This window comes from Streptomyces sp. YIM S03343 (assembly GCF_054729195.1).
In genome coordinates this window covers 6,079,149-6,094,393 of sequence record NZ_JBPUKX010000001.1, presented here as the reverse complement: position 1 = coordinate 6,094,393, position 15,245 = coordinate 6,079,149, and the positions used below count along the sequence as shown (strand labels likewise).

Annotated in this window: 16 protein-coding genes; 8 read left to right on the top strand and 8 right to left on the bottom strand. The window is 70.8% G+C overall.

Going from position 1 to position 15,245, the window contains the following annotated elements; translation table 11 throughout:
- Positions 1-126: 126 nt before the first annotated feature.
- On the top strand, positions 127-3,435 hold the full coding sequence (locus ACSYGN_RS26595; protein ID WP_460399842.1) for a S8 family serine peptidase: 3,309 nt from the start codon (positions 127-129) through the stop codon (positions 3,433-3,435).
- A gap of 102 nt (positions 3,436-3,537) precedes the next feature.
- On the opposite strand, the gene ACSYGN_RS26590 is transcribed toward ACSYGN_RS26595, so the two are convergent.
- On the bottom strand, positions 3,538-4,353 hold the full coding sequence (locus ACSYGN_RS26590) for a hypothetical protein (protein WP_460399840.1): 816 nt from the start codon (positions 4,351-4,353) through the stop codon (positions 3,538-3,540).
- 1 nt (position 4,354) lies between these two features.
- Positions 4,355-4,894 (bottom strand): sigma-70 family RNA polymerase sigma factor, encoded by a 540-nt coding sequence (locus tag ACSYGN_RS26585; RefSeq protein ID WP_460399838.1) that lies wholly within the window; start codon positions 4,892-4,894, stop codon positions 4,355-4,357.
- Positions 4,895-5,152: 258 nt separating this feature from the next.
- Between ACSYGN_RS26585 and ACSYGN_RS26580 the strand changes: the two genes are divergently transcribed.
- Both ACSYGN_RS26580 and pepN read left to right on the top strand, forming a co-directional pair.
- A complete protein-coding gene (locus tag ACSYGN_RS26580) occupies positions 5,153-6,169 on the top strand; it encodes an aspartate-semialdehyde dehydrogenase (RefSeq protein WP_460399836.1) in 1,017 nt (338 codons plus the stop codon).
- Positions 6,170-6,377: 208 nt separating this feature from the next.
- The gene (gene pepN, locus ACSYGN_RS26575; protein WP_460399834.1) at positions 6,378-9,002 is read left to right on the top strand and encodes an aminopeptidase N; all 2,625 of its coding nucleotides are present in this window, start codon (positions 6,378-6,380) and stop codon (positions 9,000-9,002) included.
- A gap of 243 nt (positions 9,003-9,245) precedes the next feature.
- Here the strand turns inward: pepN and ACSYGN_RS26570 are convergent, their stop codons facing one another.
- The 6 genes from ACSYGN_RS26570 to ACSYGN_RS26545 form a co-directional block, all read right to left on the bottom strand.
- Complete coding sequence (locus tag ACSYGN_RS26570) at positions 9,246-9,488, bottom strand: hypothetical protein (RefSeq protein ID WP_460399832.1); 243 nt, start codon at positions 9,486-9,488, stop codon at positions 9,246-9,248.
- Between the two features lie 68 nt (positions 9,489-9,556).
- Complete coding sequence (malQ, locus tag ACSYGN_RS26565) at positions 9,557-11,635, bottom strand: 4-alpha-glucanotransferase (RefSeq protein ID WP_460399830.1); 2,079 nt, start codon at positions 11,633-11,635, stop codon at positions 9,557-9,559.
- Positions 11,636-11,839 carry a hypothetical protein gene (locus tag ACSYGN_RS26560; protein WP_460403961.1) on the bottom strand — a complete coding sequence of 68 codons (204 nt, stop codon included), beginning with the start codon at positions 11,837-11,839 and terminating at the stop codon, positions 11,636-11,638.
- A 127-nt stretch (positions 11,840-11,966) separates the two neighbouring features.
- Positions 11,967-12,137, bottom strand: coding sequence for a DUF397 domain-containing protein (locus tag ACSYGN_RS26555; protein ID WP_460399828.1), 171 nt, complete (start codon positions 12,135-12,137; stop codon positions 11,967-11,969).
- A 73-nt stretch (positions 12,138-12,210) separates the two neighbouring features.
- Positions 12,211-12,384 (bottom strand): DUF397 domain-containing protein, encoded by a 174-nt coding sequence (locus ACSYGN_RS26550; protein WP_460399826.1) that lies wholly within the window; start codon positions 12,382-12,384, stop codon positions 12,211-12,213.
- A 3-nt stretch (positions 12,385-12,387) separates the two neighbouring features.
- Positions 12,388-12,624 carry a Scr1 family TA system antitoxin-like transcriptional regulator gene (locus tag ACSYGN_RS26545; RefSeq protein WP_460399824.1) on the bottom strand — a complete coding sequence of 79 codons (237 nt, stop codon included), beginning with the start codon at positions 12,622-12,624 and terminating at the stop codon, positions 12,388-12,390.
- An 80-nt stretch (positions 12,625-12,704) separates the two neighbouring features.
- Here ACSYGN_RS26545 and ACSYGN_RS26540 point away from each other — a divergent pair, with 80 nt between their 5' ends.
- From ACSYGN_RS26540 to ACSYGN_RS26520, 5 genes are read left to right on the top strand one after another with little or no spacing between them, the layout of a single operon-like run.
- On the top strand, positions 12,705-13,013 hold the full coding sequence (locus ACSYGN_RS26540; protein WP_460399822.1) for an ATP-binding protein: 309 nt from the start codon (positions 12,705-12,707) through the stop codon (positions 13,011-13,013).
- Positions 13,014-13,060: 47 nt separating this feature from the next.
- On the top strand, positions 13,061-13,414 hold the full coding sequence (locus tag ACSYGN_RS26535; RefSeq protein WP_460399820.1) for a hypothetical protein: 354 nt from the start codon (positions 13,061-13,063) through the stop codon (positions 13,412-13,414).
- A complete protein-coding gene (locus ACSYGN_RS26530) occupies positions 13,407-13,658 on the top strand; it encodes a hypothetical protein (protein WP_460399818.1) in 252 nt (83 codons plus the stop codon). The genes ACSYGN_RS26535 and ACSYGN_RS26530 overlap by 8 nt, the downstream gene beginning before the upstream one ends.
- Before the next feature lie 49 nt (positions 13,659-13,707).
- Positions 13,708-14,340 (top strand): RNA polymerase sigma factor, encoded by a 633-nt coding sequence (locus tag ACSYGN_RS26525; protein ID WP_460399816.1) that lies wholly within the window; start codon positions 13,708-13,710, stop codon positions 14,338-14,340.
- A complete protein-coding gene (locus ACSYGN_RS26520) occupies positions 14,337-15,239 on the top strand; it encodes a zf-HC2 domain-containing protein (protein WP_460399814.1) in 903 nt (300 codons plus the stop codon). The genes ACSYGN_RS26525 and ACSYGN_RS26520 overlap by 4 nt, the downstream gene beginning before the upstream one ends.
- The last annotated feature ends 6 nt before the right edge of the window (positions 15,240-15,245 follow it).

Here is a 15,245-nt window from a genome sequence, read left to right as displayed (position 1 = left end):
TTCCGTCAACGCCTCCCAAAAATCCCGCACTTGGGTAAAGCTGTGCGATCGTCCGGCTTTCGATTTCCCGGACGGTACCGATCCATCCGATGACCTTCGCTCGTTCTTTACCTGCAAGGGATGCCGATGACCTTCACCCCCCAGCGTGAACCGATACCGGGTGCCAGACGCGTGGTCCGTACGGCCCTGGCCGTGGGCGTGGTGGCCGCGCTCTCGGCGGCCGGGCCCGTGCCCATGGCCTGGTCCGCCGACGCGCCGCCCGCCACGACTGCCGACACCGACGTCAAGTCGGCCGACAAGAAGCTCGGTTCGGACGACGCCGACCTGCTCGCCGAGGCCAAGGCCGACGGCGCCAAGAACGTCACGATGATGATCGCGACGGCGCCGGGTGCCACCGAGCAGGTCGCGCAGGAGCTGGACGCCGTCAAGGGCGGCTCGGTGGGCCGTTCCTACGACAAGCTCGGCTACGTCCGCGCCACGGTCCCCACCGGCAAGGCCGACGCGGCCATCGCGGCCGCCGCGAAGCTGTCCTCCGTGCAGGCGATCGACCTGCGGCAGGAGATCCAGCTGGACGACCCGACGCCGAGCGCCACCGGTACCAGCGGCAAGTCTGCGGCTGCATCGGTCACTTACAGCGGGCCCGACAAGAACACCCCCGCTGAGAACCCGTACAACCCGTCCTTCGAGACGGGCGCCGTCGACTTCGTGAAGCAGCACCCCAAGGCGGACGGCCGCGGCATCACCATCGGCATCCTCGACTCCGGCGTCGACCTCGGCCATCCGGCGCTGCAGAAGACCACCACCGGCGAGCGGAAGATCACCGACTGGGTCACCTCGACCGACCCGATCGTCGACAGCGACCAGACCTGGCGTCCGATGGTGACGTCCGTGTCCGGGCCCACCTTCACCTACGGCGGCAAGACCTGGACGGCGCCCGCGGGTTCGTACCAGATCAGCACGTTCAAGGAGTCGTACACCACGGGCGGTGACGCGGCGGGTGACGCGAACCGCGACGGCGACACCACCGACTCCTGGGGTGTCCTGTACGACGCGACGGCCGGCACGGTCACCGTCGACCTGAACAACAACAACGACTTCTCCGACGACACGCCGATGAAGCCGTACAAGGACGGCTACCAGATCGGCTACTTCGGCACCGACGACCCGACCACCGACGTGGTCGAGCGGCAGCCGTTCGTCGTGCAGATCCGCAAGGACGTGCCGATGGACCCCTACGGCGGGTCCTGGGTCGGCAAGAAGGCCGACTTCGTCAACATCGGCGTCATCGAGTCCGAGCACGGCACCCACGTCGCCGGCATCACCGCCGCCAACGGCCTGTTCGGCGGGAAGATGAACGGCGCCGCGCCCGGCGCGAAGATCGTCTCCTCCCGGGCCTGCACCTGGACCGGCGGATGCACCAACGTCGCGCTCACCGAGGGCATGATCGACCTCGTCGTCAACCGCGGCGTGGACATCGTCAACATGTCCATCGGCGGTCTCCCGGCGCTCAACGACGGCAACAACGCGCGCGCCGCGCTGTACACCCGCCTCATCGACACCTACGGCGTCCAACTGGTGATCTCCGCGGGCAACTCCGGCCCCGGCGCCAACACCATCGGCGACCCCGGTCTCGCCGACAAGGTGATCTCGGTCGGCGCGGCCATCTCCAAGGAGACCTGGGCGGCCAACTACGGCTCCGCGGTGACCAAGCGGTACGCGATGATGCCGTTCTCCTCCCGCGGCCCGCGCGAGGACGGCGGCTTCACGCCGACCATCACCGCGCCCGGCGCCTCGATCAACAGCACCGAGACCTGGCTGCCGGGCTCCCCGGTGCCCGAGGCGGGCTACTCCCTGCCGGCCGGCTACTCCATGCTCCAGGGCACCTCGATGGCCTCCCCCCAGGCCGCGGGCGCGAGCGCGCTCCTGCTCAGCGCCGCCAAGCAGAAGGGCATCGCCCTCACTCCGGCAACCCTGCGCACCGCCCTCACCTCGACGGCCGACCACATCAAGGGCGTCCAGGCCTACGAAGAGGGCGCGGGCCTCATCAACATCGTGGACGCGTGGGACGCCATCCGTGACGGCGCCTCAGCCCACGACTACACCGTCAAGGCCCCGGTCGACACCGCGCTGGACCAGGCGCTGAAGACCCCGGGCTACGGCACCGGCCTCTACGACCGCGAGGGCGGCCTCAAGGCGGGTCAGAAGAAGACCTACGACATCACGGTCACCCGGACCTCCGGCCCGGACAAGGCCCTGTGGCACGAGCTGTCCTTCGAGAACAACGCCGAGGGCACCTTCCGGATCGTCGGGGACGACGTGGTGAAGCTGCCGCTGAACCAGCCGGTCACCGTGAAGGTCCAGGCCAAGCCGCGCTCGGCGGGCCTCAAGAGCGCGATCCTGGAGGTCGACGACCCGCGCACCGAGGGCGTCGACAAGCAGATCCTCTCCACGGTCGTGGTCTCCACCCCCGCCGCGTACACCGTCTCCGCGTCGGACTCGGTGCAGCGCAACAGCACCCGCTCGTACTTCGTGACCGTGCCGGCGGGCGCCAAGTCCCTGGAGGTCGCCATCGGCGGGCTCAAGGACAAGAGCCAGACCCGGTTCATCGCGATCCACCCGTACGGTGTCCCTCTGGACAACACCAGCACGCCGTACTGCTACAACAACTACCTCGACGGCAACGGCTGCAAGCCGGACGTGCGGTCGTACGCCGACCCGCAGGCCGGGGTCTGGGAGATCGAGGTCGAGTCGCGCCGTACGTCGCCGCTGCTCGACAACCCGTACACGCTGGACGTCACCGTCCTCGGCGCGGCCTTCGACCCGGAGACCGTGACCGTGCCGGAGGCCAAGGTCGGCGTCCCGGCCACCGCCTCCTGGAAGGTGACCAACAAGTACGCCGCCCTGGACGGCAAGCTGGTCGGCGGCCCGCTCGGGTCGTCGAAGTCGGCGCGGCCGAACATCAAGCAGGGCGAGACGCAGACCACGACGGTCGTCGTGCCCGAGGGCGCCGAGTCGCTGGACGTGGCCATCGGCAACGTCTCCGACGCCTCCGCCGACCTCGACCTCACGGTCAAGAACGCCGCCGGGACCGTCGTCGGGCAGTCCGCCGACGGCGACTCCGAGGAGGCCGTCTCCCTGAGCAAGCCCGCCGCGGGTACGTACACCATCGAGGTCGCCGGTTACTCGGTGCCGGCCGGCACGACGGACTACGACTACCGGGACGTCTTCTTCTCCCCCACCCTCGGCACGGTCACCGTCGACGGCTCCGCCGCGGTGAAGCTCGGCACCGGCGCCACGGCCACCGTGTCCGGCCAGGTCACGGCCGCCGCGGAGGCGCCCGAGGGGCGGGAGTTCTTCGGACGGGTCCAGCTGGTCGATGGGCACGGCGCGGTCGCGGGCACGGGCAGTGTGAAGATCGAGAAGGTCACGCCGTAGCGGAAGCAGTTGGGGTTGTGGCTTCGGCCGCAGCTCTGCGGCGATCGGGGCGGGCGTCCATGAGGGCGCCCGCCCTTCTCGTATGTACGAGCCGTGTACCGGTCACGAGCAGCCGGGCGCGGGAGTGGGAGTAGGCGTACGGCTCGACTCCCGCTGGAACGCAGCCCGTTGCTCTGCGATCCGCTGCTCGCCGGTGACCCAGAGATCCGGGGCGGCGGTGGCGGAACGGCCGGTGACGCCGACCAGGACGTGCAGGCCGATGGCGGGCCGGGGCGCGGCGGAGGCGTCGGTGACGACGGTGACCTGGTCGGGGACCTCGGCGGGCTTGTAGGCCCGGGTGACGTGAAGCGTCACCTTGTACCGGCCGCTCGCACCCTTCTCCGGCCGTACGGCGGTGACGTCACCCTCTACGACGAGGCGGGCGCAGGCCAGGTACGAGGACGCACTGCCGTACCCGGCGCCGCCGTGCTGCTCCTTGGCACCGGCCGCGCTGTCGGCGCTCGCGGTGGAGCTGTCGCTGCCGCCGCCGGCCTGGGCCAGCAGCCACGCCATCCCGGACAGCACGGTGGCCACGGCCGTCACGACGAGGACACCGAAGGCGAAGGAGCGGCGGCGCCTGGGCGCTACGTAGCGCAGACGGGGCGGCTGAGGCTGCTGCGACGACTGACGCTGCTGCGGCTGCTGCTGCGCGGGCTCCTCGGCTGGCGCGGGCCCGGTCAACACGTCGGCGATGAGCCCGAGTTGCTCCCGCAGGGCGGCGACATCGGCGGCGGCCTCCCGGTGCCTGGCCATGAAGGCGGGATCGGCGAGCTGGGCGTCACTGAGTGGCTCCCCCGTGACCACGGCCATGAGCGGATCGACGGGCAGGCCACCGCCGTGACGGCCGTGACTGTCATGACGCTCGTGTGGGGCGGTCATCTCACACCACCTCGTCCTCGTGCAGCCGGGCGCGCAGCGCCCGTACCGCCGTGTGCAGCCGGCTCTTGACGGTGCCCTCCGGCACGCCGAGCTCGTCGGCGATGGAGCGCACGGGCAGATCGGCGTAGAAGCGCAGGACGAGGATCTGGCGCTGGGCGTCGGGCAGTTCGTCCAGGCCCTGGGCGACGGTCATGGAGAGCAGGCGGTTGTCCTCGCCGGAAGGGTGGTGGTCGGGCTGGCGCAGCGCGGCGAGCCGCTCGCCGATCCGTTCCTGGCGGCGTTTGGCCCGGTGCCAGTCCATCGCGAGCCGGGAGGCGACGACCGCTGACCACGCCGAGACGTCGCGCGGCGCCTCCTCGCCCTTGGCCGCCCGTTCCAGCAGCCGCAGCCGGACCTGCTGCACCCCGTCCGGCAGGTCCGACTGCGGCACGCCACCGAGCGCGAGCACCGCCCGCACCCGGCGTTCCTGGTCGGCGTCGAGCGGATCGGCGCCGCCGCCGGTGTCCGCCTTCGGGCCGCGCCGGATTCTTCCGCGCAGCACGAGCCACCCCCTCCCGCGTTTCCTCTACGACGTGGGAGGGGCCGGAAACGTTCGCGGGAGCGCGGCGCGGCGGACCGAGGCGTACGTCACACTCCCGGGTGCGGTGGATGGCGCCGGGCGGGGGCTGTGGCCGTGCGGGGCGTCCCACCCTTCGGGCAGGGAGGGCAAAGAATTGGACAGCCGGGCCGGGGTGGACCGCATGATGGAAAGGCCCCCGCCAGGCAACGGACACGTAATGCGAGACAAAAGGGAGTCGCCGTGAGGGTCGGAATCGTCGGAGCCACCGGTCAGGTCGGCACGGTCATGCGCAGGATCCTCGTGGAACGCGACTTCCCGATGGACGAGTTGCGGCTGTTCGCGTCGGCGCGCTCGGCGGGGAGGGTGATCGACGGGGTGACGGTGGAGGACGCGTCGACCGCGGACTACACCGGGCTGGACATCGTGCTGTTCTCGGCGGGGGGCGCGACGTCGAAGGCGCTGGCCGGGAAGGTCGCCTCGCAGGGCGCGGTCGTGATCGACAACTCGTCGGCGTGGCGTATGGACCCGGAGGTGCCGCTGGTGGTCTCCGAGGTGAACCCGCACGCGGTGGCGAACCGCCCCAAGGGCATCATCGCCAACCCGAACTGCACCACGATGGCCGCGATGCCGGTGCTGAAGCCGCTGCATCTGGAGGCGGGCCTGGAGGCGCTGATCGTCGCCACCTACCAGGCGGTGTCGGGCTCGGGCCTGGCGGGCGTGGCGGAGCTGCACGGGCAGGCGCAGAAGGTCGTGGCCGACGCGGACAAGCTGACGCACGACGGCCAGGCGGTCGACTACCCGGAGCCGCAGGTCTACAAGCGCCCGATCGCCTTCAATGTGGTCCCGCTGGCCGGCTCGCTCGTGGACGACGGTCTGAACGAGACGGACGAGGAGCAGAAGCTCCGCAACGAGTCCCGCAAGATCCTGGAGATCCCGGAGCTGAAGGTCTCCGGCACCTGTGTCCGCGTCCCGGTCTTCTCGGGCCACTCCCTCCAGGTGAACGCCCGCTTCTCCCGCCCGATCAGCGTCGCGCGCGCCACGGAGCTGCTGTCCGACGCCCCGGGCGTGGTCCTCACCGACATCCCGACCCCCCTCCAGGCGGCCGGGCAGGACCCGTCGTACGTCGGCCGCATCCGCGAGGACGAGACCGTCGAGCACGGCCTGGCCCTGTTCCTCTCCAACGACAACCTCCGCAAGGGCGCCGCGCTGAACGCGGTGCAGATCGCGGAGCTGGTGGCGGAGGAGCTGAGCAAGTAGGCAGACGGCAGTGTGGGTGAGGGGCGCCCGGCGCGAGCGGGGCGCCCCTCACCCGCGTATCCACCGTCTCCGGCCTCTCCCCCCGGTGGCCTCGGCGGCCTTTCCGGCGGTCTACGACGCCGCCGGACCCCGCTGGTCCGCACTCTCGGGCGAACGCGACGCGGCATGGAAGGATGTCCGGATCCACCCATGACGAGGAGATGACCGCGTGCCTGGCACAAACCTGACTCGCGAAGAGGCGCAGCAGCGGGCGAAGCTGCTCACCGTTGACTCGTACGAGATCGATCTAGACCTCTCCGGCGCGCAGGGTGGGGGTGAGGGCGCCTCCCGCTCGTCGAGTGCGAGCGAAGCCGAGAGCGGGGGAGGCACCTACCGTTCCGTGACCACGGTGCGTTTCGACGTCACGGACGGGGGAGGCGCCGAGACGTTCATCGACCTGGTGGCCCCCGCGGTGCACGAGGTCGTGCTGAACGGTGATCCGCTCGACCCGGCCGTCGTCTTCCAGGACTCGCGGATCGCGCTCCCCGGACTGCTGGAGGGCCCCAACATCCTGCGGGTCGTCGCCGACTGCGCCTACACCAACACCGGTGAGGGGCTGCACCGCTTCGTCGACCCGGTCGACGGGCAGGCCTACCTCTACACCCAGTTCGAGGTGCCCGACGCACGCCGGGTGTTCGCGTCGTTCGAGCAGCCGGATCTGAAGGCGACCTTCCAGTTCACCGTGAAGGCGCCGAGCGGCTGGACAGTGGTCTCCAACTCCCCCACGCCCGAGCCCAAGGACGACGTCTGGGTCTTCGAGCCGACGCCACGCATCTCGTCGTACATCACGGCGCTGATCGTCGGCCCGTACCACTCCGTGCACAGCGTGTACGAGAAGGACGGGCAGAGCGTGCCGCTCGGCATCTACTGCCGTCCCTCGCTCGCCCAGTATCTCGACTCGGACGCGATCTTCGAGGTCACCCGGCAGGGCTTCGACTGGTTCCAGGAGAAGTTCGACTACGCGTACCCCTTCGCCAAGTACGACCAGCTCTTCGTGCCGGAGTTCAACGCGGGCGCGATGGAGAACGCGGGTGCGGTGACCATCCGCGACCAGTACGTCTTCCGGTCCAAGGTGACCGACGCGGCGTACGAGGTGCGGGCGGAGACGATCCTGCACGAGCTGGCGCACATGTGGTTCGGCGACCTGGTCACCATGGAGTGGTGGAACGACCTGTGGCTGAACGAGTCGTTCGCCACCTACACCTCCATCGCCTGCCAGGCGTACGCCCCCGGCTCGCGCTGGCCGCACTCGTGGACCACGTTCGCCAACTCCATGAAGACCTGGGCGTACCGGCAGGACCAGCTGCCGTCCACGCACCCGATCATGGCCGAGATCCGCGACCTGGACGATGTGCTCGTCAACTTCGACGGCATCACGTACGCCAAGGGCGCCAGCGTGCTCAAGCAGTTGGTCGCGTACGTCGGCATGGACGAGTTCTTCCGCGGTGTGCAGGCGTACTTCAGGCGCCACGCCTACGGCAACACCCGCCTGTCCGACCTGCTGGGCGCCCTGGAGGAGACCTCGGGCCGCGATCTGAAGACCTGGTCGGGCAAGTGGCTGGAGACGGCGGGCATCAACATCCTCCGCCCCGAGATCGGGGCGGACTCCGACGGCGTCATCACCTCCTTCGCGGTCCGCCAGGAGGCCCCGGCCCTGCCCACAGGCGCCAAGGGCGAGCCGACTCTCCGTCCGCACCGCATCGCGATCGGCCTCTACGACCTCGACCAGGCGACCGGCAAGCTGGTGCGCGCCGACCGGATCGAGCTGGACGTGGACGGCGAGCTGACGGCTGTACCGCAGCTCGCGGGCCGCCCCCGCCCGGCGGTGATCCTCCTCAACGACGACGACCTGTCGTACGCGAAGGTCCGCCTGGACGAGGAGTCGCTGGCCGTCGTCACCGACCACCTCGGCGACTTCGATTCCTCCCTCCCCCGGGCCCTGTGCTGGGCGTCGGCCTGGGACATGACCCGCGACGCCGAGCTCCCGACCCGGGACTACCTCTCCCTGGCCCTGTCCGGCATCGCCAAGGAGACCGACATCGGGGTCGTCCAGTCCCTGCACCGCCAGGTGAAGCTGGCGATCGAGCTGTACGCCGACCCGACAGCCCGCGATGCCCTGCTGACCCGCTGGACCGACGCCACGCTGGCCCACCTCCGGGCCGCGGAGCCGGGCAGCGACCACCAACTGGCCTGGGCCCGAGCCTTCGCGGCCACGGCGCGTACGCCCGAGCAGCTGGACCTCCTGGAGGGCCTGCTGGACGGCACGCACACCGTCGACGGCCTGGTGGTGGACACGGAGCTGCGCTGGGCGTTCGTGCAGCGGCTGGCGGCGGTGGGCGTCTTCGACGAGACGGAGATCGCGGGCGAGTACGAGCGCGACAAGACAGCCGCGGGCGAGCGCCACGCGGCGATGGCCCGCGCCGCCCGCCCGACGGCCGAGGCCAAGGCCGAGGCATGGGCATCGGTCATCGAGTCCGACAAGCTGCCCAACGCCGTCCAGGAGGCGGTCATCGCCGGCTTCGTCCAGACGGACCAGCGCGAGCTGCTGGCGCCGTACACGGAGAAGTACTTCGAGGTCCTGAAGGGAATCTGGGACTCCCGCTCCCACGAGATCGCCCAGCAGATCGCGGTGGGCCTCTACCCGACGATCCAGGTCTCCGAGTCCACCCTGACCAGGACAGACACCTGGCTGTCCGCGGCCGACCCCAACGCGGCCCTGCGCCGCCTGGTCTCGGAGTCCCGGGCAGGCGTGGAACGGGCCCTGCGGGCGCAGGCGGCGGACGCGGAGGCGTGAACACGTGAGGGGAGGTGGGGTGCGGCGGCCGAAACCGCACCCATCTCTCCGCCCCCGCCGCCCCTTCCCGTTCCCGTCCCTGGGGGCTGCGCCCCCAGACCCCCCTATCGGCCCTTCGGGCCTCGTCCTCAAACGCCGGACGGGCTAAAAATTAGCCCCTCCGGCGTTTGAGGAGCGGGGGTACGGGGGCGGAGCCCCCGTGACGGGACGGGAAGGGGCGGCGGGGGCGAAAACCCCAGCCGGCTACGCCTTCGTCGCACCCTTGGTACGGGACTTGTCCGCCAGAATCACCAGTCCAGCAATGATCACGAACAGCGCGATCGGCGTAGCGACATACAGCCCGAGCGTCTGGGCAACACTGAGACCCTGCCCGGGATCGTCACCGTCATGGCGCGTGAGCGCAAGCGCAGGGGACGACATGAGCAGCATCATCAGCGTCGTACCGGCAGCCAGAACCCCGGCGCGCAGAGCGTTCTTCTTGTCCACGGTGCAAAAGTAGCGAACGCCCGAACCCCCCGCGCGCCCGGGGTTCCCGTACAACGGCCTACGACGACCTACGCCGTACCCGGCCCCCCGAATCCCCCTTCCCGCAGCACGCCGAACAGCGCACGCGCCCGCCCCGAAGAGGCGACCTCCTCCAAGGTCACAGGCCGCCCCTCCGCATCAGCGACCGGCAGCCGCCAGTTCGGATACTCGTCCCAGGTCCCCGGCAGATTCTGCGGCCGCCGGTCCCCGACCGCATCCGGCAGCCAGACCCCCACCATCCGGGCCGGAGTCCGCAACAGGAACCGATGCACGGCCTGCACCTGGGCCTCCTCGGATTCCGACTCCGAAGCGCTCTCCAGCAGCCCGAGCCGCCTCAGCACCCCCAGCCACTCCCCGGCATCGGCGGCAGCCTCCGCCCGCTCCTCCTCCACCGGCCGGGTGAGCAGCCCAAGCCGGTCACGCAGGGAGACGTACTCACCGGTGAGCCGCGAAGCGGTGGGCGGCAGATCATGAGTCGTAGCCGTGGCAAGACACTCGGACCGCCAGCTCTCCGGCGGCAGGGGCTGCCCGTCCCCGTCCCAGTCCCGCTCGAACCACAACACGGACGTCCCCAGCACCCCCCGCTCCTGAAGGCTCTCCCGCACCCCCGGCTCAACGGTGCCGAGATCCTCACCGATCACCAGCGCCCCGGTACGCGACGCCTCCAGCGCGAGGATGGCAAGCATGGCCTCGGCGTCGTACCGGACATACGTACCCTCGGTCGGCGGACGCCCCTCCGGCACCCACCACAACCGGAACAGCCCCATGACGTGATCGATCCGAAGCGCACCGGCGTAGCGAAAAAGACCACGCAGCAGACGGCGATAAGGGGCATACCCAGAGCCCGCGAGCCGGTCCGGACGCCACGGAGGCAGCCCCCAGTCCTGCCCCCGGGCATTGAAGGCGTCGGGCGGGGCGCCCACAGACATGCCCACGGCGAAGTGGTCCTGCTGCGCCCAGGCATCGGCACCGCCGGGATGCACGCCGACGGCGAGGTCGTGGACGATCCCGACCGCCATGCCCGCCTCACGGGCGGCCCGCTGGGCGGCGGTGAGCTGCTCGTCGGTGAGCCAGGCGAGCCGGGAGTGGAAGTCGACGCGGTCTCTGAGGGCGTCGCGCGCAAGGGCGGTCTCGGCGGAACGGGGGTCGCGCAGGCCCACGGGCCAGGTGTGCCAGTCGGCGCCGTGCCGCTCGGCGAGCGCGTACCAGGTGGCGTGGTCCTCCAGGGCCCGTCCCTGTTCGGCGAGGAAGTCGTCGTAGGCGGCACGCCGCCCGGGCCCGAGCGGTACGGCGACGACGAGCTCCAGCGCCTCACGCTTGAGCTCCCACACGGCGTCCCGGTCGATGAGGGCGCCCTTGTCCAGCACGGCGTCGCGCAGCCGCCCACCCCGCTCCAGGAGCCCTCTCAACCGCTCCTGATCCTCGACGTACGCGAACTCGGGAATGTCCTCGACGCGCAGATGCACCGGATCGGGGAACCGGCGGGAGGAGGGCCGGTAGGGGGACGGATCGATGGGCGGCCCGGGTACGGCGGCGTGCAACGGGTTGACCTGCACAAACCCGGCACCCAGCACCCGCCCCGCCCACCCGGCCAACTCACCGAGATCACCGAGATCACCGATGCCCCAGGAGCGCCGAGAGAGCAGGGAGTAGATCTGAACGAGAAGCCCGTAGGAACGGACCGTAGGGGTGGGCAGCCGCGCAGGCGCCACCACAAGATGCACCCACGCGGTACGCCCGTCGGGCGCGCCGACGGTCAGCCGATGCACACCGGGCGGCACCCCCTCCACCCCGGCCCGACGCTCACCCTGCTCGGTCTCGACCGAGAGCAGGGTGCCGGCGGGCAGCGCCTCGACCGCGGCAGGCACGGCACCGTGCTGACACACGAGGGTGGGCGGCAGCAGCCGAACAGCCAGTTCCTCCTCCCGCGCGGCAAGGGCGGCACGGACGGCCTCGGGCGTGTCGGCATCGACCCCGAGCGCGGCAAGCGCGGCGGTCACGGCACCGACGGAGGCGGCGACGGTACGCCCCGGGGAGGGGCTGTAGGAGGTGGCGACACCGTGCAACTCGGCAAGCCGGGAGAGTTCGCCGCCTGGACGCTCGGTCATCTATGGCCTCGCTGTGCTGGACGCGTCGGTGAGCGGAGGCTCACTGGTGAGAGGCTCGGCCTCGGGCAGCGGCGGCTCGCTGGTCAGCGGCACCTCGGCCACGGCCGGCTCCACGCCGAGCGGGTACGGCACCTCTTCCCGGGGCTCGGCGGACCGCACCGCCGGAGGTTTGGAGCGGGCCGGAAACGTGAGATGTGCGGCCACGGGGCCTCCTTGGTCGAGTACGGCACCTGCCAGATCACCGCAGCCCTACCCAACGGGCGGAGAGACAGACGTCCCCGTCTCAAACTGCCACATCCTTGACAGCCATGCCGGAGAAGCAGAAGACCGCTCAGCTCAGCGACACGGTGAACTCCTTCCACGTGTCCGGGGTCAGGCGGACCATGGGGCCGTCGGGCGACTTGGAGTCGCGGACAGCGATGTGGGCGATGTTGCGGGCCACCTCGACACACTCGCCTGCGGTGCTGCTGTGGCTGGACTTCACGAAGTCGAACTCGCACATGATCAGATCTCCTGACGAATCGCATCGGCGTACAGACCCAAGCCCTGCCGGGTGAGAACAGGACAGACCGAGGTCAGTCGAGTGATGCAGTGAACTCCGCCCATGCCTCGGGAGCCAGGCGGACTATGGGGCCGTCGGGCGACTTGGAGTCGCGGACAGCGACAGTGTGGGCGATGTTGCGGGCCACCTCGACACACTGGCCGCCGGTGTTGCTGTAGCTGGACTTCATAAAGGCGAACTCGGACATGGATCAGACCTCCTGGCGAATGGTGTCGATCAACAGGACCGAGTCCCGCTGGGCGAGGCTCAGCCGGGCCGTGCGGTCGAAGAAGGCACTGTACGCCGCGCTCTCGACGCCGTTCTCAGCCCACACGGTTGACATGATGGTGTCCGCGTGGACCACGTCCATGGCCTCGCTCTCGGCGAACGAGATGATCGTGAACGGGCCCGTGATGCAAGGGTGTCCGCCCGCGCGGAACGGCAGCACCTGGAGGCGGACGTTCGGGAGTTCGGCGACCTCCAGCAGGTGCCCGCGCCGATGACATCGCCGTCGTCACCTCCGAGTTGATGACCAACGCGCTGCTGCACGGCAGCCTGCGGGACAGGTTGATCCGCGTACGCCTGACCGTCGACGCCGCAGGCCTCCGTATCGAGGTGAGCGATCCTCGCGGGGAGCGGCTGCCGACGGCCCGGGACGCGCGTGGCGAGGAGCAGTTCGGGCGGGGGCTGGTGATCGTCGGGATGCTGGCCGACAAGTGGGGTGTGTGCCCACGTCCAGCGGTCGGCAAGACGGTCTGGGCGGAGTGGGGACCGATCCTCATGCCCTGCCAGGCTGATTCATCGGCGCTCGCGGAGGAGCCGATGGAATGGCGCTAGCGTGGGCACATGCCGGAAGAGCACATGACGAACGGAAGGGGCGGCTGGTGACCATGCCGCACGCGGACTCGAACACTCCGCTCATTCCGCGGCCCGAGCTGACGCTCCCCGCTCTCCGGCAGGCGGTGGCCTCGGTCGTCCCGTCTCGTCTCCCCGAGTTCTTCGAGGACCTGCAAAGGGCGTTCGTGCGAGCCGGGGACGAGGACAGCGTCGTACCGATCAGGATGTTCTACCGGCAGTGGGGCGTGGTCGTCGAGATCGAGCGGTTCCCCGAGACCGCGCGCCGACTGCATGCGGCCGAGCGGGCCGTCGATGATCCCGACTCCGACGTACGGGAGCGCGCGATCCAGGAAGCTGCGGAGATCGTCCGGGCGGCGCACCGTGAGGTCGCAGGTGGCTGACTGGCACTGGGAGCCGTTCGGAGACGACCTGTTGGACGGGCTTCCGGACCCGGCCCGGATCGAGACCGAGCGGCTCGCCAACGAAATCGCCGTGCGCGAGTCCATGGTCTTCCTCGAAGGGTCCGCCTACACCGGGCCGGGACCGGGCGTCCGCACCGAGAGCCGAGGGCTGCTCATGCTCACCTACCTGGCGGATGTGAGGGGTGAGCGGATCGTGGTGATTCAGGTGACCCGGTTCGGCTGACCGTACCCGGCCGTGAACCGCTCCGGCGGAACCCGTCGACAGACAAGGTGTGAGACTGTTCCGGCCCGTGCGGTGCCACGGGGAGAGTGAGACGGACGCGGACCTGCTGCGGGCCGTGGTGGACGGGGACGCGGTGGCCCTGGGCACGTTGTACGACCGGCATGCCGGGTGGTTGTACGCGCGCCTCGCTCGCCGTTGCGCCGATCCCGAACTGGTGCGGGAGGTCCTTCAGGACACGTTCGTAGCGGTGTGGCGGTCGGCAGGCACGCACAACGGTGGGGAGGCCGGGGGCTGGCTGTGGACCATCGCCGCCCGCCGTCTGATCGACGCCCAGCGGGCACAGGAGCGGGCCGCCCGGATCAAGGTCTCGCCCATGGACACCGCCCGCGTCGATCACGCGTCGGCCGCTGCCCTGCCGTCCGCCGAGGAGCGGGTCCTGGCGGGACTGGAGTACGGCGATGTCGGGGCCGCCCTCGACCGGATCTCGCCCGAGCTGCGGGACGTGCTGCGCGCGACCGTCGTCGACGGGCTGACCACCCGTGAGGCCGCCCGGCTGCTCGGCATCCCCGAAGGCACCGTCAAGACCCGCGCGATGCGCGCCCGCGCCGAACTGCGCGCCGCACTCGCCCACTTGAACCCGAACCCGACCCCGACCCCGAACCCGGCGGGAGGCCCGGCATGACCACCACCCCCTGGCACGTGTCCGAAGCCCTGGCCGCCCGCTACGCCGACGGCTCGCTGCCGGAGCCGGACGCCTGGTCCCTGGAGCAGCATCTGGAGCAGTGCGGCACCTGTGCCTCGCGCGTCTCGCACGCGGTGCGGGCGGGAACCGCGGGAGCGGTCCTGGGAGAGGTAAGGGCAGCGGTGCTGAGAGAAGTCCGGGACAGCGAAGGCCACGTGGCCGCGCCACGCGGCGTACTGCCTGCCGCCCAGCACCCGGTTCCCGTCCTCACCCGCGTCCTCTGGGCCGTCGGTCCCGCCGTGCGCGGTGCCTGGTCGCTGGCCGTGCTGCTCGTCGCCGCGGGGGCCCTGGCGCTGGCCTACGGGGCCGGGGTGACGGGGGCCCGGCCGCTGCTGCTCGCCGTCGCGCCGGTCGTCCCCGTGCTCGGTGTCGCCCTGTCCTACGGGCCGTACGCCGACCCGCTGTACGAGATCACGGCGTCCACGCCCTCCGGCGGGCTGCGGCTGCTGCTGACGCGGACGGCCGCCGTCCTCGCCGTCAGCCTGCCGCCGCTGACCCTCGCGGGCCTGCTGCTGCCCTGCTCCGACGGGCCGGGGGCGGCGGCGTGGCTGCTGCCGGGGCTCGCTCTGACACTCGTCTCGCTGGCCCTGGCGGGATACGTCGGCTGCCGGACCGGTACAGCCGTGGCGGGCGGCGGCTGGCTGTGCGCCGTACTCCTCCCCGGCCCGGACCCGTCCCCTGACCTGTCCGGTGCAGCACCGCTCACCCAGCTCGCCGAGCGGCTCTCCGCCCTTCTCGGCGGGCCGCTCGCCCAGGGCGCCTGGGCCGCCGCAGTCGTGCTGTGCGCCGTCGCGCTGGCCGCCCGCCGTTCCGCCTACGACCGGCTGCCGCAGCGGTGAACCCGC

Bases quoted from the DNA above. Each gene is read 5' to 3' on its own strand.
- ACSYGN_RS26595 (WP_460399842.1), top strand. From the start codon at position 127: ATGACCTTCACCCCCCAGCGTGAACCGATACCGGGTGCCAGACGCGTG.
- ACSYGN_RS26590 (WP_460399840.1), bottom strand. From the start codon at position 4,353: ATGACCGCCCCACACGAGCGTCATGACAGTCACGGCCGTCACGGCGGT.
- malQ (WP_460399830.1), bottom strand. From the start codon at position 11,635: ATGACCGAGCGTCCAGGCGGCGAACTCTCCCGGCTTGCCGAGTTGCAC.
- ACSYGN_RS26555 (WP_460399828.1), bottom strand. From the start codon at position 12,137: ATGTGCGAGTTCGACTTCGTGAAGTCCAGCCACAGCAGCACCGCAGGC.
- ACSYGN_RS26550 (WP_460399826.1), bottom strand. From the start codon at position 12,384: ATGTCCGAGTTCGCCTTTATGAAGTCCAGCTACAGCAACACCGGCGGC.
- ACSYGN_RS26540 (WP_460399822.1), top strand. From the start codon at position 12,705: ATGACCAACGCGCTGCTGCACGGCAGCCTGCGGGACAGGTTGATCCGC.
- ACSYGN_RS26520 (WP_460399814.1), top strand. From the start codon at position 14,337: ATGACCACCACCCCCTGGCACGTGTCCGAAGCCCTGGCCGCCCGCTAC.